Below are 20,369 nucleotides of genomic sequence, written 5' to 3'. Positions count from 1 at the left end.
ATTTCAGCAAAATAGGCTCCCGGGGTAAATTGCACTACCTGCGGAGCAGACGCAGCTGATTAGTATTTTTGTGCCCAGGGCGCTGTATTTGACAAAATGCCAGTGGCAAACCCATACCAGATCGCCAGTAACAAGAGGGCGGCCAGAGTGATTCTGATACCCAGGGCATAGAGGGTACGCTTTGACTGGGGGGCTCCCATGTCTTTCAAAAGAAAAAACAAGGCGCTGGACAGGCTGGCCAGCACCGCCAAAAACAGGGCCACAATTAGGATTTTCAGCCACATGTTACTTTTTTCCACCACCGGTTGTAGTTGTGCATGACAGTGGATATGCCATCAATGCCAGCGAAAAATATCAGTGTACCACTGATTCGAAACTGGCCTGTAACCCTACTCTGCGCAGGGCTGTTTCCTGTCCTGATGGCACTGGGTTTTTGGCAGCTGCAAAGAGCCGGGGAGAAGGCGGCGTTAAGTGCTGAACTCAACGCCAGACTCTCCGCACAACCGGTAGCACCGACAACACTGCGTGGATTTGAACGCTATACCCCGGTCAGGTTAACGGGATTTTTTGCTCAAGACCATTATCTTCTCGACAATCGCACCCGCGCAGGTCGCAGCGGTTATGAGGTCCTGCAGGTTTTTATTACCCCCCAGGCACACTGGTTGATCAATCGCGGCTGGGTTCCCGCACCAAACCGACGGGAACGCCTTCCTCGAATCGCAACGCCGCAGGGCATGAGAACCATCAATGGCTTTCTATACCCTGTAATCGAATCAACGCCAACAAAGCATTTGCCAGAAGCATTTCCGAAGCGCAGAATTCAGACTCTGGATACACAGTTTACACGCGCGTTGAAGACCACTGATGAAAAGTGGTCCGTGCGGCTCAGTGGCGATTCAGATACCGCTCTGATAACAGACTGGCACTGGATAAACAGCGGTCCCGAGCGTCACAGAGCCTACGCCCTTCAGTGGTTTACCATGGCAGCGGTACTTGCTGTTCTGTGGCTATTTACCGCTACGCGTTTTACCGCAGGCTTCAACGATAAGAATCAAGAATAAATGGCAGTACATCGAGAGATTTTCACCATGGAAAATAATGACCGGGTACCTCTTTCCGGGCACAGCTCCCAGGGTAGAAGCTTCGCAAGACGGATGAAACTGCAGGGTATCTCCATTGTCGCTTCCGTCGCACTGCCCATCGTTGCCGCCTATATCGTTTTTTATACGGGCACGGGCCTGCCGAATAGCACCCTGAATCAGGGCGAACTGCTGCAACCGCCTGTCAACCTCTCCCGGATGCCGTTTATTCAGGGCGAAGAGGAAGTTTCACTGATCGAAAAAGACACCCCTAAATGGCGCTATTTAATACTGAGTGATATGACGTGCGACAAGGAATGCGAAAGACTGTTGTACACCAGCCGACAGGTGCATATCCGCCTGGGCGAGAAAGCCAACCGTGTAGAGCGACTGCTGGTCACCGGTGAACCCCTGACTGCCGATGAAACAGAGAAACTCCGCCAGGAGCATCCCCGCTTGAAGGTACTGCAGTTGAATCGGGAGAGCCTGCGGACCTTACAGGAGCAGACCGCCCACCAAAATATTGCCGATACCCGGGCGGTACTCATTGATCAGCAGGGTTTCGCCATGATGGCATATGACAATCACCATAGCGGAAACCAATGGTTGAAAGATATTAAACGCTTGTTGAAGTACTCCTATGAGCAGTAGCGCAGTAGAAATACAACCGATTGCCGGGCAAAAGCCGCAAACAGGATGGCGACTGAGACTGGCTCTGGCCGCTTGTGCCCTCGCCGTTGTGGTGGTTGTTCTGGGCGCCTTTACCCGGCTGGTCGGCGCGGGATTGGGGTGCCCGGACTGGCCCGGCTGCTATGGCCATTTAACCTGGCCGGATGAGCGCCATGAGATTCAGGAAGCTAACAGCGCTTTTCCCGATGCGCCAGTGGATGTCAGTAAAACCTGGCCGGAGATGGTGCATCGCTATTTTGCCGGCGCCCTGTTATTGCTGGTGGCAGTCCTGACCTGTCTCGCCTGGCGCCGCCGCGGCCAGCGAACGTTTAAGCAGACACAGTTTCTGATGGCCCTGATCCTGCTGCAGGCGGCCTTCGGAATGTGGACAGTCACGTTAAAGCTGTGGCCGCAAGTGGTGACTGCCCACCTGCTCGGGGGTATGGCCACACTGTCGATGTTGTGGCTGATTGTCGAGCGTATGCGCGAGCGGCGCCGGTATGTTCCCCTGCATGCATTCCTCGCCCTGCAGAAATTACGGCCCCTGGCACTGTTGGCCGCCGTGGTGGTCGTCTTGCAGATCGCCCTGGGCGGCTGGACCAGTGCCAACTACGCGGCACTGGCCTGTGTGGATTTTCCCACCTGCCAGGGACAGTGGTGGCCCCAGGCGGATTTCCGCGAGGGCTTCAATATCGCCCAGCAGATTGGACCAAATTACCTGGGTGGCGCCCTCGAAAGCGATGCGCGCACAGCAATCCATTTCACCCACCGCCTGGGCGCTTTGCTGGTCACACTGCTGGTGCTGTGCCTGGCGGTACTGACCTGGCGTGCGGCAGCGCGGGCATGGGCCCTGGTCCTGATCGGGGCGGTGCTCTTACAGGTGGGCCTGGGTATTGCCAATGTGGTGATGTTCCTGCCCCTGCCGGTTGCCGTGGCACACAATGCCGGAGCAGCGTTGTTGCTGCTGGTTATCATAACCTTCTGCTACCACATACAGGTTACCCGACCGGTGAATTCAACCCAGGTAAATAGTGCCTTGACACAAACACAATAACAGGCGGAATTATGGCCATTCACTCTGCGACAATACAGCGCTCCGGCTGGCGGGATTACTATGAACTCACCAAGCCCCGGGTGGTGATGTTGATGATTCTCACCGCACTGATCGGCATGTTACTGGCTGTTCCGGGCCCGGTTCCCCTGCAGGTACTGCTACTGGGAAACCTGGGTATTGCGCTCTGTGCCGGCAGTGCTGCCGCAGTGAATCACCTGGTTGACCGGCATATTGACAGTAAAATGGCACGCACCAGCAACCGGCCAATAGCAAAAGGCAGAGTGGAACCACGCAGGGCGCTCCTTTTTGCCCTGTTGCTGGGGCTGCTCGGACAGTCAATACTGCTCTTTTTTATCAACGCACTCACTGCCTGGCTGACCCTGGTATCCCTTCTGGGGTATGCGGTGATTTACACAATGTTTCTCAAGCGCGCCACACCGCAAAATATTGTGATTGGGGGCCTGGCCGGTGCAGCACCACCACTACTCGGCTGGACAGCCGTGACAGGGGAAATCCACGGGCATGCCCTGTTGCTCGTTCTGATTATCTTTGCCTGGACCCCACCACATTTCTGGGCGCTGGCTGTGCACCGCAAGGAGGATTACGCCCGTGCCGATGTACCCATGCTGCCGGTCACCCACGGCGTCGCTTACACCAACCTGCATATCCTGCTGTATACCTTTATTCTGTTCGCTGTGAGTTTACTGCCGTTTGCCACGGCCATGCTTGGCTGGCTCTACCTGCTCGGGGCGGTTGTTCTGGGCCTGGGCTTTTTCTACTGGAGTATTGCCATGCTGCGGGGCCGTGATCCCAACGCCGGTATGGAAACCTTCAAATATTCCATTATTTATTTAATGGCGCTCTTTTGCATTATGTTACTGGATCACTACCTGATAGCGGTATAAGCCAATGAAAAACACCATAGGGGAAGCTACTGCTCGGCAAAAACGCGGTATCTGGATCACGGTTGCTATTCTGGTGCTGTTTATAGTAGCGGTTCTGGCGGGCTTTTTGCACAAACTGAATCAACCGCGGGTGATCAGCGATTCAGAGCTGCGTTTGAATGGTACGGTAAAGCTACAGCGGGCACGCATTATTGATAACTTCCGCCTGATTTCTGATACCGGTGATACATGGCATACCGAAAACCTCACCGGGCGTTGGACACTGGTGTTCTTTGGTTTTACCCATTGTCCTGATATCTGCCCCACGACCCTGTCTACCCTGAACCGCTTTTATCAAATGCTCGACGAAACTGCCCGTGCGGACACGGATATTCTGCTTGTCACTGTTGATCCCAGCCGGGACAAGCCAGAGGTGTTACACCAATATGTCAACTACTTTAACAAGGATTTTCGTGGTGTTACCGGGGATTTTATCGAGATCAAACGTTTTGCCAGCCAACTCAATGTCCCCTTTAATAAAGTAGTACTGGAAGACGACAACTACACCGTGGATCATGGCTCCCAGGTGGTGCTTATCAACCCCCTGGGGCACTACCATGCCTTTTTTAAGGCCCCGCTTGATCCATCCAAAATGAAGCTGACCTATGGCTCGATCCGGACAACGTTTAATGGATAACCGTTGTCCGGCCTGATGGGCCACCTGTAATTGGGAGACAGACATCCATGCTTTATCCGGGCAGGTATTGGCCTCTATGGAAAGATCACAGTTCAGTTGGCAGAGGCGCTTTCGCTGATCAATACCCAGTTATTTAAACGAGCATATCTCTCACCGCCTTTCTTGGTGACAATAGTGTACCGGGAAATTGTTCCCTGGAGAGTGATGTAACGTCTGGGAGAGGCTGAGCAGAAAACTATGGCCAGCCTACAACGCCAGGGTGCTCCGGTTATTCGTTATTGGGGAATGCCCCACCGCCTCACTCTTTGCTGAGCCTTCGCACCTGCAACCCCCTGTATAACAAAATCCCCTGGTAACAAAATCAAATCCGGCAGACGCGCATTTACCTTATCAACTATCCACCGAAGGCTATCAATCCCCTTATACGGAGAACCCACATGCAAATCAGCAAGGATGGCCACCTTCTTGTTGTTACAGGCGCTTGGCCAGGAATCGATCGATATCGCCTGCTCTCTTATCCTGAAACTATTTGGCTCCGCAAAGAAAGCCCAGATAGCGAGGGTCAGGCCGATAACAAAGAATATTGTGGAGGTGATACGAAGCGTGCCCAAGAAAAATACTCGCTCAACTGCCCAGATCTGGAACACTTCTGGCTACAGTAAGGTATCCCACGCTTGAGGCAATTTTGATAGAAGAGGTCTCTGTTGTGAACCTCAATAGCAGAGATTACCGTATATGCAGTCCTTCAAACTTTGGAATCTGCCTCACCATGGCATTTGCAGTTGCTAAGCCTCCTAATGATCTCACAGGTACCGGTTGCTTCCGGGCCGATACATTGATCTCGCAGTTCCTGCAGACTTTGTCGAAGTTGTACCAGCAGATCCATCTGCTCCTCAACCCGACGGATATGTTCATCAACCAGCTCATTGATTTCCGCGCAGTTCTCGCTTGGTCGCATCTTGAGTTCGAGCAGGTTTCGGATATCTTCCAGCGGTATATTCAATGAACGGCAGTGGCGAATAAAGCGTAATTGCTCCAGATGAGCCTCGGAATAAAGCCGGAAATTCCCCTCGGTTCGCGCGGGTTCAGGCAGCAAACCCACCTGTTCGTAATAACGCACAGTTTCCACTTTACAGCCGACCCGCCTGGCGGCTTCGCCAATCCTGTAGGACATGCAGGTATCCCCTTGACTCTATAGTTACTAGAGGGATTGTAATACTGGCTCACCCTATGAGCTATCCAAGAGTGGACCATGGAAAAGCGCGATACAGGTTGTGGTTGTGAAAAGCCCAAAGAACCACTTCAACAGCCGAGTAATAATACCGTCAATCCAGACGGAGAGACCTCCCTGTTCTCCATTGGCAAGATGGACTGCCCCACCGAAGAAAGCCTGATACGCGCCAAGCTATCCAACATTCAGGGGATCTACAGGCTCGACTTCAACCTGGTACAGCGAATCCTGACTGTCGGCCACAAACCCGGCATGGAGCAGTCGATCCTGGATGTACTTGCGCCACTCGACCTGGATGCCAGGCTGGCCACCTGGGAGGATACCGAGGGCGCCCCTCCAGCAGCCAAAGCCAATTGGTGGTTACTTGGCGCTGCAGCCATAGCCGCTCTGGCATCAGAACTGGTGTATTGGCTGCAAGGGGGCAATACCTGGCCGGTATTTGTTCTGGCTTTGGTTGCCATCGCAGGCGGCGGCCTCTCCACCTACAAAAAGGGATGGATAGCGCTTAAGAACCTCAATCTGAACATGAATGCCCTGATGTCGATTGCGGTTACTGGTGCCATATTGATTGGCCACTGGCCGGAAGCCGCCATGGTAATGGTGCTATTTACCCTGGCGGAGCTGATTGAAGCCAAGTCATTGGACCGCGCCAGAAATGCCATCCGGGAACTACTGAATTTAACCCCGGAAACAGCCACTATGCGCCAGGAAGATGGGCATTGGCATGAAACCGACGCGAAGCAAGTCCCTTTGGGAGCCATTGTCAGAGTCAGGCCTGGCGAACGTATCGCCCTTGATGGGGAGGTGATAAAAGGCAACTCTGCCGTTAATCAGGCCCCTATTACTGGAGAGAGCCTGCCCGTAGACAAGACAGCTGGCGATGAACTTTTTGCCGGCACTATTAATGAATCTGGCGCGCTTGAATACAAAGTAACCGCAGCTGCCAATGATGCCGTACTGGCCCGGATAATTCATGCGGTAGAGGAGGCCCAGGGAAGTCGCGCACCGACACAGCGGCTTGTCGACCAGTTTGCCCACTGGTATACACCCCTGGTATTTGCCGTAGCATTGGCTACTGCACTACTTCCCCCGCTCTTTTTTGGCGGCGCCTGGATGGAGTGGATATACAGGGCACTGGTATTACTGGTTATCGCCTGCCCCTGCGCCCTGGTAATCGCAACCCCCGTTACGATTGTCAGCGGCCTTGCAGCCGCAACCCGTCACGGTACCCTGATCAAGGGCGGCGCTTATCTCGAGCAAGGACGTCGCCTGCGCTGGATTGCACTGGACAAGACCGGCACCATTACCCACGGCAAACCCGAAGTGACCGACTTCGAGCCCTGGTGCGGAACACAGGTCGATAAAGTCAAGGTAATGACTGCCAGCCTGGCCTCCCGTTCCGATCACCCGGTTTCTAAAGCCATTGCAGAATATCTCAACGTGAAAAAATCGAATCTGGAGGAAGTCGAGACTTTCGAAGCCCTGGCCGGCCGTGGGGTCCGCGGTGAAATCGCCGGTAAAGGGTACTTTCTGGGCAATCATCGTTTGGTAGAGGAGCTGAAGGTCTGCAGTCCAGAGCTGGAGCTTCTATTGGGTAAACTGGAATCCCAGGGAAAAACGGTCGTGATGCTGGTGGGAGAATCCGGCGTGATCGCCTTATTCGCGGTAGCCGACACCGTCAAAGAATCCAGCCGCCAAGCTATCGAGGAACTCCACGGGCTGGGTGTAAAAACCTTGATGCTAACCGGTGACAACCAACATACCGCCGATGCTATCGCCCGCGAGGTGGGTATTGATCGTGCCGAAGGCAACCTCCTGCCTGAAGATAAGCTACAACAAGTGGAGTCTCTTGCCGGTCATGGAAGAGTTGGCATGGTCGGGGATGGCATTAATGATGCTCCGGCACTGGCCCGCGCCGATATCGGCTTTGCCATGGGAGCTACAGGTACAGACACCGCCATAGAAACTGCCGATGTTGCCCTGATGGATGACAACCTCGGCAAAATTGCCGGGTTTATCCGCCTATCACGCACCACAGCCCATATACTTTGGCAAAATATCATTCTTGCCCTCGGCATCAAAGCGATATTCCTTGTACTCGCCTTTGCCGGAGAGGCCTCTATGTGGATGGCGGTGTTTGCGGATATGGGTACCAGTCTGCTGGTGGTATTCAATGGATTACGATTGATGCGCAAGTGACCTGCTGCGGGACTTCGTATACAACTTCAGCTCTGTAAATTGCTTTAAACTGCATTCATCCTGTAGGCTCAAGGATGGATGCAGTTTACCCTTCGGCCATTAAGTCACTACTCAGGCTTGTGCCCTCCTGTGGCTACTCCTGTGAAACGACAACAGCCCCTAGCACGGAAGCGTCGAAAATGCCGAACCAACCATATTGGCTATGCTGTTTATGATCTCAGTGGTCACTCGTGCTTTATTAAGCACGATATCAACCAGAATGCCAAATATGACCGCAATATACGCCAAGTAACCAAAGCCCATATAGTCATTGTATAGAATCGTATAGAACCAATCTTGACCGTATATATAGATGGCCGACGAAAAGATTGTAGCCAAAACCAAGAGCATCCCTGGCAAGAACAAGTGAGTTACGGCTTTCGGCTTGGCAAGAGATACGACCAGCAGAATGAAAAACATCAAGAAATTTGTTCCGAGAAATACACGGAGATCAAATTTTAAATTGCTGACTATTTCTATATATTTTCCCTTTATGAGATCACCGAGAGTATCCTGGGCGATTTTAATGCTTTTTAGCCGATCAAGATATCCAAGTGTTATTGACTGGGCCAAGACTTTTTTTCGCTCACAATCATAACCACACATAGAAGCGATGACACTTGCAATCTTTTCTGGCAGATTATTATCAAGATTCAGTTGGATTTGCTCTGACTCTACTCCCAGCTTTTCAGCAATATCCAACGCTTTGCTTGCAACGGTAGACCCGCTTAAATGTTGTTGCTTTTGTCGAACTTCCTTCTCAATCTGGTATTTCACGAAACCTTTTGTCGATTCTTCTATAACCTCGGGTGACACGAATGTAATAGTAAATAGAGTCCCAAAAAGTAGAACTCCAAATAACCCGATAGATTTCAGTGTGATAGTCATAGTTACCTAAATATTCAAGCCAAATCCGTTTACGTAATGAGGAATGATATATTGCTCTTCTTCAAATCTATATTTGTTTATAGAGCGTCTTTCCTTTCCTTAATAACCGATATTCTATCAGCAAGCTAAACAATGTGTTGGGTGTCCTGCCTATGTTTTATGCGAACGGTGTTACCTGACTTTGTTAAACGTTGATTCAACGAATATCATACTTTCATTTGAGTTCAACGATTACCGCAGAGTCTGAAATCGTAATATTTCCTCCATATAAGTGTATCGTCTTGATTACAGTTGGCATGGTAAAAGTCAGCTCTCATATATCTCTTAACTGGGTGATTGTGCATTGGTAAATGCATAATACGCCGTCCGTTCTTTATACGATACATTAGCATCGGAGCCAGAATGTAAAGAATGAACATCCAAGATTCCCACTCTCATACAAGAAGGAAATAATAATTCAAAGTAACAGCAGATATCCCCAATATTATCGCGATACCTACTATGATTTTTAGCTCAATAGCCATATGAAATTTAACATCTGGCTTTGGCCACTATGTGCGCTACCTTGAGGAGCCTGCCTGATTGTACTTGATCGTGACCATATTAAACCCTTCCAAGGAGGAAGGTTCAACAAAGTGTTTTGTGACTGCCTCAAACATTTCAATTGTATCTGTTTTCGCTCTCTCCGGGTTTTCCGTTCGTCGTTTCGCTATTTGCTTTAGACAAACGGCATCTGGTAAATCGATGTAGACCAGCTCATGGGGAGCCTCTATCTCTGAAAAAATACTTTTGAACCAGTCTCTCTGGGCAACAGTATTCGCTGGGTAGTCCATGACAACGTCCGTGCCTGTTTGCAAGATGGTCTGAACCAGCTTCTTGATCTGTGGCTTGAGTGTGCTTGAATAGTGTATATAGTCATCCAGTGTAGAAATCCGATTTGGATACACAGATGCTAACCACTCATCTTCCGAAATCCACACGGCATTGCTTCGCCTGGAAATATCGAAGGATTTGGTAGATTTACCCGCTCCCATTTTACCGGCGAAAAATGTTAACTTTCCCATTTTCATAGAGGGTACCTAGACATATTTGATAAGTTTTCGCTTTGAGGCAGCCTGCTGTAGTCATCTCTTTGTATGGGAAAAAGTTGCCAACACAGGCCAAGCACCAGCGAACTTCTGCCCGCATGTTTGCGCGGGCAACTGCGCTTGGCACAGTTAGGCAGGGTTTTCTCAGGATTGTGATCGTTTGGCTGAGGGGTTACCGTCATAACTTAAGATCACTTGATTACTCAAATCTGTGCCAGTAATTCCTGGGAACGACGATCAGCTCACACGAGCTAAGCTGGATTCTCTCCTCTTTTCCCTCAATCAATAATAGCAGTGTGGTTGCTCCCTCCAATACCATCATAACTTCGTTGTCACTCGAAGGTCTTTCCCATTCGCTGTTGCCGGAGTAGTGACCAACATAGATGGCGCCATCGCGATATTTCGAAAGCTTGGTAAACGCTCTCTCAGCTTCGCTTTAAAATGCCATATCAGGTGTGCGTTTTGGCAGGTATTACAATCCTGCGAGAGCTTTTTCTAGGGATCTCTTAGCAAGTTAATTCATTTAAAAGATATGCCTAACTTTGCTCTCATCCGCATCTTATAGCGGGCACTTTATGTGCAAAAATGAGGGCGCGGCGGCGACCACACATAACGTGTTTAAAGTAAGAGGCAAGTTACAGCCAATTGTTAATCTCGGAGCAGACACTGCCAGTAGCCAACATCCACCCAACACCCAAACTTACGACCAACTTCCTTAAAGTGCGCCACCTTTTCCATACCAAATTTCTCGTGTAACGCTACGCTTGCCGCATTAGGTAGTGCAATACCACAGATTACCGCATGGACATTCATTTCGGCTAATTTACGTAATAGCTCTGCATACAGTTTTGATCCCCAGCCTTGTGAAGTGGTAGAGGCATCCAAATAAACTGTCGCTTCAACAGAGTGCTGATACGCACAGCGACCTTTCCATTTACTGGCATAGCAATAACCAACCACTACATTCTCATATTCTGCCACAAGCCATGGGAATTTGTTACTCAAGCACTCTTCAATGCGACCCAACATACCCTCTTCTGATACTGGATCAACCTCAAAAGTAATGTAGGTGTTTTTTACGTAGTGATTGTAAATACTGGCAATCTTTGCTGCGTCCGAGGTTTTGGCTTTCCGTATCATCTTTGCCCTTATTTGCACCTGGTGATTTCTGCGACTTGATGAATGTTGGCTTATTGATACATGCACTCATCAAGTTTATTGCACCAGTATTCAGCGTTTTTATTGCACGTGCCCCTCTTCCGGGTTATTTCCTTCCAGTGTACTGATCCATAGGTTTTATAAGTACTTGTTGATATCAATATCTATAGTTACAAAAAATGCGGGTTAAAGAAAAAATGCAACTATATAGGTGACCACAATGTGGTTGTTATGAAAATCACTCTCATCACAGAGACATTTACATCCGGTTTATGCTGTTAACCCTGTTCAGTCTCTACAAAGCTCCTCTTCATGCCAACCAAGTAAATGATTGCTATTGCCAGAAGATCAATTGCGATAAAGCCGTCATTCGCGCTTGAACCATATGCTAATGTAATGCTTGGGTTAAACACTGCATTAAAACCTAGGCTGCCATCCGTAGTGAGTTCAAAATATACGCCGCCCAATGCCGCATAATTGAAAACAACCCCACCTATCTTTAAGCTGATGAGTTGTAGGCCCTGATTAATATAAGTCAGGTCGTAACCCAGCTCATGACTCTGTAAAAGCAGTTTTCCAGCAAAAATTGACAACATCCCCAAAACTATGGAAGCCGAAAGAGTGATCAGATTCTGATAGGAAATAATGGCGAATAGTATAAAAATAAATCCACCTGTCAATTGCAGGTATCCAGCAAGCTTCACTTTCTCAAAGGTATTGTCTTTTTCTGCTTCAGCTTCTTCGGAAACCTTTTCATCTATTTCATCTTTTCTGCGTTCATACTCCGCTTTCAGTTTTTGATAGTTAACTGGGTTTTTTTCTGGATCTATGGACTGGGCAGCCTGCAAGAGTTCTTCAATACTGTATTTTGAATAATCGACATTCATAAACTTCTCGATCAATTATTGTTCTCACGTTGCTAATACAGGCTGGAGCAAACATTACGGATTACCCCTATGGTTCAATTATTACAATAAGAAACGAATTCTCCGAGGCAGGGTGTGCTGTGGCCGTACGCCTCTACAAACGTTTGAAGATGGTAAAAAGATCTGGATGGAAAAGTTCGTGTACTAAACCTGACATGACAGAGCACCGTCAGAAAAACCGGTAACTGTCAGACCAAGTCTGAACTTCCAAAATGCCCCCCCATTCTAAAAAATGCGAGGCTCCGCCTATAAAAAGTTATGCCACGTTTAGGCTTACTGACAAGCAGCTCTGTTACATGGCGACACTACCAGGAGTCCTGGTTATTGTACTTATCCATGAAGTAGGTTTTCACCCATGGAGTACCATCAACATAGCTAACCAGGTCTCTATTTTTCACCTCAGCCACCAGTTTTATCCCATCTTCAGAGGTATTGTCAAAGATGAGGGCATGGTTGGCCGTCATTGCAGCATCGAACAACATATCCATGGTTCTCTTATAACGGGATATGATCTTGTCTACCGGCACAGGGTGACCGCCTTTTTTCACTCGGTCAGCTACACGGGCCACGTTCTTCTTTGGGTCGTTAATTCCAACAAACAAAAGCATGACATCAAAGCCGTCCGCTTTCGCCTGCACCATGTATTCAATCTTGCTCGGGTGACTCATCACCGACTCGAAGGAGTGACTTGTTTTTGTCTGGCGGAGATTATTACGCTGGGATTCAGCTATCTTCTGGGCCTTCTTTACTCTTTCGAGGTCACTCCCGTTGAGTCGCGCTGCGATCTCATCAGGATTTATATAAACTCCAAAGTCCAGCCCTTCGGACATCAGTTTATTTGTGAGCGTACTTTTGCCTGATCCGTTTGGTCCGGCAATCAAAATCATCCTTGGCTTACTCTCCGCCATCTTTAGTCTCTCCCTGGACTATCCGTTCTTCAGTTCCATCTGGCAATTTCTTGGTAATAACTGTCCGACCTTGCTCGTCTTCGCTCACGACCTCACAGCCTGCATCCAGCGATTCCTGGCGGGCCTCTTGTCCAGCCTTTCGGGCTATATCGGCAATCTCAGCCGTCGATACTTCGCTGAAATCTCTGAGTTTGAACTCGTCCTTTTTTGAGGGTGTCTTAGCCATAATTGACCTCCATCATTTTCCCTACCTCTAATCTTACCCGCATGGAAAACCCGTCGCCAGGGATTGTTACGCGGTGTATTCCCTCAAATTAGAAGGCACTTCTGACCCGTGGGTCCTCCATCCTCAATATAGGCTGCTCACCAGTGACTATCGAAAGTTACGAAACCACAAAATATGTGTCTATGGCTCTATTTTAAGCACCCTCACCCACAATAAGTCGTAGCTCTTCCTTGCTGGCAGGACACGCAAATTCGTCGTTGGCTTCAATATAATTGCTTTGCAGCCAATCTCGGCTAATGATCCCATTACACGTTGGACATTCCATGATCCCTGAGCCTCCAATTTCCCTGGGCTCAGCTATTGGCAGCTTTTGACTGAAGGGTGCGGAAAAACTCTCGCTCTTCGCCCGCAGGATGCTCGTCCTCGACCAAACTGATCCTGATTAATCACAATGCGTAGTGGTTTGCTAGATTGCTCTGCGAGAAGCGCCTCCTGGCAACCCTTCTTGATGACATGAAAGTTTTCGCCGCTTATCTCGATTAGACAGTACATGAGCGGCCCGCCCACGGACCTTCATCGTAAAGCCCTATCGCATCCATTTCTAGCTGTGACGATTGGCTAATGCGGTATAAAAGCCTTGGATGTAAGTCGCTGGCACTGGCATCGGCATCGTAACAACCGATTGCTGTCCAGACTTAGCATTGAACCTAACCAGGAAGGCAGAGCCTCCTCTCAAGAAAGGCTCGATATATCGATCATATTGCTTTGAAAGGACTTGTTCAGATTTTTTTCTTAGCAGATCCAGTCCCAGTCGACGAATTATGAGACGTGCGTTCACGATCGTGGGATCCCATTTCCCGAATTTAGGGGTCCCACATTCAAACAGCACTAAACATCCAAATTCTCTACCGCCAGAGCATTAGTCTCGATAAAGTCCCGGCGCGGCTCCACCTGGTCGCCCATCAGTGTGGTAAAAATCTGGTCGGCGGCAATGGCGTCTTCCACGGTAACCTGCAGCATACGGCGGCTCTCCGGGTCCATAGTGGTCTCCCACAGCTGTTCCGGGTTCATCTCCCCCAGCCCCTTGTAGCGCTGGATACCGTAACCGCGGCGGCTCTCATTCATCAGCCAGTCCATCACTTCCGGGAAGCTATCCACCGCATGCTGTTTTTCACCGCGCTGGATAAAGGCGCCCTCTTCCAACAGGCCCACCATTTTCTCACCCAGGGCACAGATAGAGGCGTACTCCGCGGAATCGAAGAACTCATGACTGACCTTATAGTCATCTCCAACGCCGTGGGCCACCACATGGATATGGGGCAGGAACAGGCCGCGTTCGGTATTCTCGTAGACATGCACTCCGTGGCGGCGGCTGCCGCCACTGTCTTCATCCGCAAGCCTTTCCTGTAGCTGCCCGCACCAGGACGCCATGGTTTCCCGGGACTGCAGATCTTCATGGGTAATACTGGGCAGGTAAATCATGTTGCGCAGCACTTCTTCCGGATAGAGGCGCGACAGGCGTTCCACCGTGGCCTGTACACTGCGGTATTCCCCCACCAGGCTCTCCAGGGACTGGCCAGACAACCCGGGGGCTTGCGGGTTCACGTACAGCGTGGCCCCTTCCAGGGCGGCGTTGGTGAGGAACTGGATTAAAGCGGCCTCATCCTTCAGGTACTGCTCCTGCTTGCCCTTGGAAACCTTGTATAAAGGCGGCTGGGCAATATAGATATGCCCGCGCTCGATCAGCTCCGGCATCTGGCGGAAGAAAAAGGTGAGCAGCAGTGTGCGAATATGCGCTCCATCCACATCCGCATCGGTCATAATGATGATGCTGTGGTAGCGCAGTTTGTCCGGATTGAACTCACTTTTGCCGATACCACAACCCAACGCGGTGATCAGGGTACCCACCTCAGCGCTGGAGAGCATCTTGTCGAAACGCGCTTTTTCCACGTTGAGGATCTTGCCCTTGAGTGGCAGGATCGCCTGGGTACGGCGATCGCGGCCCTGCTTGGCGGAACCGCCGGCAGAGTCCCCCTCCACCAGGTAAATTTCAGATAATGCCGGGTCCTTTTGCTGGCAATCGGCCAGTTTGCCGGGCAGGCCGGCAATATCCAGGGCGCCCTTGCGGCGGGTCATCTCGCGGGCCTTGCGCGCCGCTTCGCGGGCTTTGGCCGCATCGATCATCTTGGTGACAACAGACTTGGCCTCCTGCGGGTTCTCCAGCAAATAGTCGTTAAAATGCTGGCCCATCTCCTGCTCGACCGCGGGCTTCACTTCGGAGGAGACCAGCTTGTCTTTGGTCTGGGAGGAGAATTTGGGGTCCGGCACCTTCACAGAAATAATGGCGGTAAGACCCTCGCGGGCGTCGTCACCAGTGGTGTTCACCTTGTCTTTCTTACCCAAGCCCTCACGCTCGATATAGCTGTTCAGGCCGCGGGTGAGGGCGGCCCGAAATCCCGCCAGGTGGGTTCCGCCGTCGCGCTGGGGAATATTGTTGGTGTAGCAGAAAATGCTTTCCTGGAAGCTGTCATTCCATTGCAGGGCCACTTCCACGGCGATGCCGTCTTCCCGCTGGCTATGGAAATGCAGGACCTTGTTGATCGGCGTTTTGTTCTGGTTAAGAAATGCCACAAAGGCACTCAGCCCCCCCTCATACTCGTAGACCTCCTCTTTGCCACTGCGCTCATCCTTCAGCACGATACGTACACCGGAGTTCAAAAATGACAACTCCCGCAAGCGCTTGGCCAGCACATCGAAGTGAAACTCGATATTGCTGAAAGTGTTCGCAGAGGGCTTGAAATGCACAGTGGTGCCGGTGCTGTCACTCTCGCCGACAACCTCCAGCGGCGCCTGGGGCACACCCTGGTGGTAAGTCTGCTCGTAGATCCTGCCGGCACGGCGGATGGTGAGCTTCAGTTCTTCCGACAGGGCATTCACCACCGAGACACCAACGCCGTGCAGGCCACCGGAGACCTTGTAAGTGTTGTCATCGAACTTTCCGCCGGCGTGCAGCACGGTCATAATAACCTCTGCAGCGGAAACACCCTCTTCCGGGTGAATTTCCGTGGGGATACCGCGCCCGTTATCGGCAACCGAGATGGACTCATCGGGATGAATGGTTATGCGGATCTCATCACAGTGCCCGGCCAGCGCTTCGTCGATGGAGTTATCGACCACCTCGAAGACCATATGATGCAGGCCTGTGCCGTCATCGGTATCGCCGATATACATACCGGGACGCTTGCGCACCGCATCCAGGCCTTTGAGTACCTTGATACTGCTTGAGTCATAGCTTTGCTGCTCTGACATTGATTCGCTCCATTCAACTTATAGTGCGGCCGATGGTTCGGCATTGATATTCCCATGTTCCACGTGGAACACTCTTGGATGATTCCAGGGGGCCTCAAGTCGCTGCCATGGCCGGATTGTCATGCCCTCTTCAATCCCGGTTACAAGAACCTGGCTGGCGCTACGGCTGATCCAGTGGGCAAATACCTGCTGGTTGGTTTCATCCAGCTCTGCCGGCAGGTCATCCACCAGAAATACCGGCTGTGTTCGGTGACGACTCACAAGCTCCGCCATGGCTGTGCGCACAGCACAGACCAGCATCTTCTGCTGACCGCGGGATAAAATATGCTGCGCGGGCTCACCGGCTAGAGTGAACCGAACATCTGCCCTGTGTGGGCCAATGCGTGTATGCCCCAGGGAAACATCCCCCTCGCGGGACTCCTGCAGGGCTGTACACAGATCGGTCTCCTTTCGCCACCCGCGTCGATAACCTATTTCCACAGGACCCGGCAGCCCTCCGGGCAGCTCACACAAGAGCGCCGACACCGCAGATTGAAATTCCTGGAAGCGCCCCTCTCGTAGGATATTCACCCGCTCGCCACTGTGCGCCAGCTGCTCTTCCCAGACAGTAATGGCATCCACAGCGATTTTACCACGACGCAAGAGCGCGTTTCGCTGCCGCAGTGCGATTTGATAGTTTTTCCACTCCCGGGCAAACATTGGTTCCACGTGGAACACTGTCCAATCCAGCAGGCGACGACGCACGCCAGGTCCGCCATCCAGAACGTCAAAACTGTTACTGTTAATCAGCTGTAGGGGAAGGCAGCTGGCCAGTTGGGAACTGGACTCGGCAGGCCTCTGATTGATTCTCGCCCGTCCACTGCCGTCAGTGAGGCGTTCGATCCCCAGGCTGTAGCCTGTCTCCAGTTCAGCGAAAACCGTGAGCCCCCGGCTGCTGTGCTGAATAACAGAGCGGTGCTGACGGGAGCGAAAAGAGCGGCCGGTGGCGAGCATGTGCACCGCTTCCAGTAAAGAGGTCTTGCCTGCGCCATTGGGGCCGCAAAACAGGTTTACCTTCGAATCCAGCAGCAGTTCGGCATGCTGGATATTGCGGAAACCGGCTACCAGCAGGCGGGTCAGCGCCATTGGCACCTTCCCATAAGGGGTACCGGGTATACCCTGGACCGGGGGCTACCAGGTAGTACAGCAGGAACCGCCGCATCAATCATCGCAGCAGTTTCAGTATTGTCAGGACAAATAACGACACCGGTGCTCCCACTACAAACGCATCGGCATAATCACATAGAGGGCGTCACCCTCCTCAGGCTGCTGTAGCAGTGCACTGCTGTTGGCATCCGCCAGGCTGATACGGATCTGATCACTGTGTATGGCACTGGTGACATCCAGCAGGTAGGACACATTAAAGCCTATCTCCAGCGGCTCCCCCACGTAGTCCACTTCTAGCTGCTCTTCTGCCTCCTCCTGTTCCGGATTATTCGCCACAATCTGCAACAGGCCCTCTGCGAGCTGCAGGCGGACACCGCGGTATTTCTCGTTGGACAGAATGGCAGCGCGGGAAAAAGCCTGCCGCAGTTCCTGGCGATCCGCGTAAACCACATTGCCGGTATCCCGGGGCAACACCCGTTCGTAATCCGGAAACTTGCCATCCACCAGCTTCGAGGTAAAGGTGAACTGGCCGCAGGCCACGCGGATATGGTTGTTCCCCAGGACCACCTGCGCCAGCACCTCGCTGTCTTCCAGCAAACGGCCCAGCTCCAGCACTCCCTTGCGCGGTACAATCGCCTGAACCGGCGCAGAGACATTGAGCCCAGGCGCATCCCGGTCACACAGCGCCAGGCGGTGGCCATCAGTTGCAACCGCGCGCAGCTGCTGTGGGCGGCACTCCAGCAGCAATCCGTTCAGGTAATAGCGCACATCCTGCTGAGCCATGGCAAAGCCGGTGGCTTCAATCAGCCGGTGGATCTCCCCCTGGGCAATCTCAAACTGGGTCTGAGCACTGGCTTCCTCCTGGTTGGGAAAGTCCGCTGCAGGCAGTGTGGACAGCTGAAAGCGGCTGCGCCCACTGCGCAACACCAGGCGCTCACCGTCACGCTCAAGATGCAGCTCGGCGCCATCCGGAAGCGAGCGACAGATATCCAGCAGCTTGCGCGCTGGCACTGTCAGCTCGCCTTCCAGTTCCACCTCTCCCACTGCCAGACGAGCGACAATTTCCACCTCCAGATCGGTCCCCGTCAGGGAGAGTTCCCGACCGCTCAATTGCAGTAATACATTGGCCAGGACCGGCAGGGTCTGGCGCTTTTCAACAACTCCGGCTACCAGTTGCAACGGCTTGAGTAGGGCGTCCCGGCTCACAGAGAATTTCATCGGTAATTCCGCCTTGTTTTGTCAGTTATTCAATTAAGTGGTCAAGGACCTTGTCAGCAACTTAACATCCTCGCGAATATCCGCGTCGGAGCTTTGCAGTTCGCGAATCTTGCGGCAGGCGTGTAACACGGTTGTATGATCCCGCCCGCCAAACGCATCGCCGATCTCCGGAAGGCTGTGGTTGGTCAACTCCTTGGCAAGGGACATGGCGACCTGGCGCGGTCGCGCCACGGACCGGCTGCGCCGTTTGGAGAGCAGATCCGCCACCTTGATCTTGTAATACTCCGCCACCACCCGCTGGATATTATCCACACTGACCAGTCGGTCTTGCAAAGCCAGCAAGTCTTTGAGTGCCTCGCGCACCAGTACATCATCAATAGGTCGCCCGGTAAACTGGGCATTGGCGATGACACGTCGCAGCGCGCCCTCAAGTTCACGCACATTGGAGCGGATGCGCTGGGCAATAAAGAAGGCCGAGTCGTGGGGCAGGTCCACACCGAATTGCTCCGCCTTCTTCATTAATATGGCAACCCGGGTTTCCAGCTCCGGCGGCTCCACCGCCACCGTAAGCCCCCAACCGAAGCGGGATTTCAACCGTTCCTCAAGGCCATCGATCTCCTTGGGGTAGCGATCACAGGTGAGGATAATCTGCTGACCACCTTCCAGCAGTGCGTTAAACGTGTGAAAAAACTCCTCCTGGGAGCGTTCTTTTTTGGCAAAAAACTGGATATCGTCAATCAGCAGGGCATCTACCGAGCGATAGTAGCGCTTGAAATCGCTGATTGCATTGAGTTGCAGCGCTTTCACCATATCTGCCACGAAGCGCTCGGAGTGCAGATAGACCACCTTGGCATTGGGGTTGCGCTCCAACAGCGCATTGCCCACCGAATGCATCAGGTGCGTCTTGCCCAGACCCACACCGCCATAAATAAAGAGAGGGTTGTAGGCGCCACCGGGATTCTCAGATATTTGCTGGGCCGCAGCCAACCCAAGCTGATTGGATTTGCCCTCCACAAAAGACTTGAAAGTAAAGTTACGATTGAGGGAACTGCCACTTTTGATGCCCACTTCCCCTTCCGCCTTTCGCGCCGGCGGCTCTGATGGTGCCGTAGCCGCCAGGGGGCTCCTGGCCGGGGAGGGGGGAGCAGAGTCACTCAATACATTTTCTTCAACCACCGCCCCGGCCTGCTGTGGGCGTGGGGTACTTCTGCCACGGCCCCCAAAGCCCTCCTGGGAGGGCTGAAAAGACGCCATAGCTGTCAACCGCCCGGTCGCTACCGCGGCCATTCCCGTGGAAGCCTCAGCAACCCGGTCTGTCTGCACAGCCTCTATGACTTCGGCAGGGGCCTGTACCGGGGCGGGCTGTGGCGCAACACGGGTGCGCTGGAAACGGGCCGGGCGACGCGCTGTGATTTCCAGAGCCACCTGTAGCGGCTGAGCGGGGGAAAACTGATACACCAGTTCCCGGATACGACTCAGGAATTTATCGCCAACCCAGTCCAGCACAAATCGGTTCGGAGCAATCAGGCGCAACTCACCCTCCGCACACCCGGGGTTGACGCGCAACGGCCTGATCCAGGTGTTGAACTGTTGCGCTGGCAGCTCGTCCTGTAAGCAGCCCGCGCACTGCTTCCAAACGGATTCCGTCAA

Annotated in this window: 19 protein-coding genes and 1 pseudogene; 8 read left to right on the top strand and 12 right to left on the bottom strand. The window is 52.2% G+C overall.

Annotated features, from left to right (window positions below):
- Positions 1 to 59: 59 nt before the first annotated feature.
- The gene (locus M8T91_RS00100; RefSeq protein WP_301415710.1) at positions 60 to 284 is read right to left on the bottom strand and encodes a DUF2909 domain-containing protein; all 225 of its coding nucleotides are present in this window, start codon (positions 282 to 284) and stop codon (positions 60 to 62) included.
- 54 nt (positions 285 to 338) lie between these two features.
- Between M8T91_RS00100 and M8T91_RS00095 the strand changes: the two genes are divergently transcribed.
- From M8T91_RS00095 to M8T91_RS00070, 6 genes are all read left to right on the top strand, one after another.
- Entirely contained in the window at positions 339 to 1,061 is a 723-nt protein-coding gene (locus M8T91_RS00095) for an SURF1 family protein (protein ID WP_301415709.1), read from the top strand.
- A complete protein-coding gene (locus tag M8T91_RS00090; protein WP_301415708.1) occupies positions 1,062 to 1,730 on the top strand; it encodes a redox-active disulfide-containing membrane protein in 669 nt (222 codons plus the stop codon).
- On the top strand, positions 1,720 to 2,802 hold the full coding sequence (locus M8T91_RS00085; protein ID WP_301415707.1) for a COX15/CtaA family protein: 1,083 nt from the start codon (positions 1,720 to 1,722) through the stop codon (positions 2,800 to 2,802). The genes M8T91_RS00090 and M8T91_RS00085 overlap by 11 nt, the downstream gene beginning before the upstream one ends.
- An 11-nt stretch (positions 2,803 to 2,813) precedes the next feature.
- Entirely contained in the window at positions 2,814 to 3,707 is an 894-nt protein-coding gene (gene cyoE, locus M8T91_RS00080) for a heme o synthase (RefSeq protein ID WP_301415706.1), read from the top strand.
- A gap of 4 nt (positions 3,708 to 3,711) precedes the next feature.
- Positions 3,712 to 4,383 carry an SCO family protein gene (locus M8T91_RS00075; protein WP_301415705.1) on the top strand — a complete coding sequence of 224 codons (672 nt, stop codon included), beginning with the start codon at positions 3,712 to 3,714 and terminating at the stop codon, positions 4,381 to 4,383.
- A gap of 437 nt (positions 4,384 to 4,820) precedes the next feature.
- Positions 4,821 to 5,045 carry a hypothetical protein gene (locus M8T91_RS00070; protein WP_301415704.1) on the top strand — a complete coding sequence of 75 codons (225 nt, stop codon included), beginning with the start codon at positions 4,821 to 4,823 and terminating at the stop codon, positions 5,043 to 5,045.
- A gap of 83 nt (positions 5,046 to 5,128) precedes the next feature.
- Here M8T91_RS00070 and cadR read toward each other — a convergent pair whose 3' ends face one another.
- Positions 5,129 to 5,557: a Cd(II)/Pb(II)-responsive transcriptional regulator gene (gene cadR / locus M8T91_RS00065; protein ID WP_301415703.1), complete on the bottom strand. Its 429-nt coding sequence runs from the start codon at positions 5,555 to 5,557 to the stop codon at positions 5,129 to 5,131.
- Between the two features lie 78 nt (positions 5,558 to 5,635).
- On the opposite strand from cadR, the gene M8T91_RS00060 reads away from it, so the two are divergent.
- Positions 5,636 to 7,813 carry a heavy metal translocating P-type ATPase gene (locus M8T91_RS00060; RefSeq protein WP_301415702.1) on the top strand — a complete coding sequence of 726 codons (2,178 nt, stop codon included), beginning with the start codon at positions 5,636 to 5,638 and terminating at the stop codon, positions 7,811 to 7,813.
- 159 nt (positions 7,814 to 7,972) lie between these two features.
- On the opposite strand, the gene M8T91_RS00055 is transcribed toward M8T91_RS00060, so the two are convergent.
- The 4 genes from M8T91_RS00055 to M8T91_RS00040 form a co-directional block, all read right to left on the bottom strand.
- Positions 7,973 to 8,740, bottom strand: a complete 768-nt coding sequence (locus M8T91_RS00055; RefSeq protein ID WP_301415701.1) for a hypothetical protein — start codon at positions 8,738 to 8,740, stop codon at positions 7,973 to 7,975.
- A gap of 560 nt (positions 8,741 to 9,300) precedes the next feature.
- A complete protein-coding gene (locus M8T91_RS00050; protein WP_301415700.1) occupies positions 9,301 to 9,810 on the bottom strand; it encodes a P-loop nucleotide/nucleoside kinase family protein in 510 nt (169 codons plus the stop codon).
- Positions 9,811 to 10,476: 666 nt separating this feature from the next.
- Entirely contained in the window at positions 10,477 to 10,968 is a 492-nt protein-coding gene (locus M8T91_RS00045; RefSeq protein WP_301415699.1) for an arsinothricin resistance N-acetyltransferase ArsN1 family B, read from the bottom strand.
- 296 nt (positions 10,969 to 11,264) lie between these two features.
- Positions 11,265 to 11,888 carry a hypothetical protein gene (locus M8T91_RS00040; protein ID WP_301415698.1) on the bottom strand — a complete coding sequence of 208 codons (624 nt, stop codon included), beginning with the start codon at positions 11,886 to 11,888 and terminating at the stop codon, positions 11,265 to 11,267.
- Positions 11,889 to 11,943: 55 nt separating this feature from the next.
- Between M8T91_RS00040 and M8T91_RS00035 the strand changes: the two are divergent.
- Positions 11,944 to 12,060 (top strand): annotated as a pseudogene (locus M8T91_RS00035) (IS481 family transposase); the annotation flags it as partial.
- Positions 12,061 to 12,217: 157 nt separating this feature from the next.
- Here the strand turns inward: M8T91_RS00035 and M8T91_RS00030 are convergent.
- From M8T91_RS00030 to dnaA, 6 genes are all read right to left on the bottom strand, one after another.
- Positions 12,218 to 12,820: an ATPase gene (locus tag M8T91_RS00030; RefSeq protein WP_301415697.1), complete on the bottom strand. Its 603-nt coding sequence runs from the start codon at positions 12,818 to 12,820 to the stop codon at positions 12,218 to 12,220.
- Positions 12,807 to 13,046 carry a hypothetical protein gene (locus tag M8T91_RS00025; protein ID WP_301415696.1) on the bottom strand — a complete coding sequence of 80 codons (240 nt, stop codon included), beginning with the start codon at positions 13,044 to 13,046 and terminating at the stop codon, positions 12,807 to 12,809. Before M8T91_RS00025 ends, M8T91_RS00030 begins: the two co-directional genes overlap by 14 nt.
- An 888-nt stretch (positions 13,047 to 13,934) precedes the next feature.
- Positions 13,935 to 16,355 carry a DNA topoisomerase (ATP-hydrolyzing) subunit B gene (gene gyrB / locus M8T91_RS00020; RefSeq protein ID WP_301415695.1) on the bottom strand — a complete coding sequence of 807 codons (2,421 nt, stop codon included), beginning with the start codon at positions 16,353 to 16,355 and terminating at the stop codon, positions 13,935 to 13,937.
- Positions 16,356 to 16,373: 18 nt separating this feature from the next.
- The gene (gene recF / locus M8T91_RS00015; RefSeq protein ID WP_301415694.1) at positions 16,374 to 17,480 is read right to left on the bottom strand and encodes a DNA replication/repair protein RecF; all 1,107 of its coding nucleotides are present in this window, start codon (positions 17,478 to 17,480) and stop codon (positions 16,374 to 16,376) included.
- 132 nt (positions 17,481 to 17,612) lie between these two features.
- Positions 17,613 to 18,719: a DNA polymerase III subunit beta gene (dnaN, locus tag M8T91_RS00010; protein WP_301415693.1), complete on the bottom strand. Its 1,107-nt coding sequence runs from the start codon at positions 18,717 to 18,719 to the stop codon at positions 17,613 to 17,615.
- A 33-nt stretch (positions 18,720 to 18,752) separates the two neighbouring features.
- Entirely contained in the window at positions 18,753 to 20,369 is a 1,617-nt protein-coding gene (gene dnaA, locus M8T91_RS00005) for a chromosomal replication initiator protein DnaA (protein WP_301415692.1), read from the bottom strand.

The sequence above is a fragment of the Microbulbifer sp. MI-G genome, assembly GCF_030440425.1.
GTDB lineage: Bacteria > Pseudomonadota > Gammaproteobacteria > Pseudomonadales > Cellvibrionaceae > Microbulbifer > Microbulbifer spongiae.
This window is presented reverse-complemented; position numbering and strand designations above follow the sequence as displayed.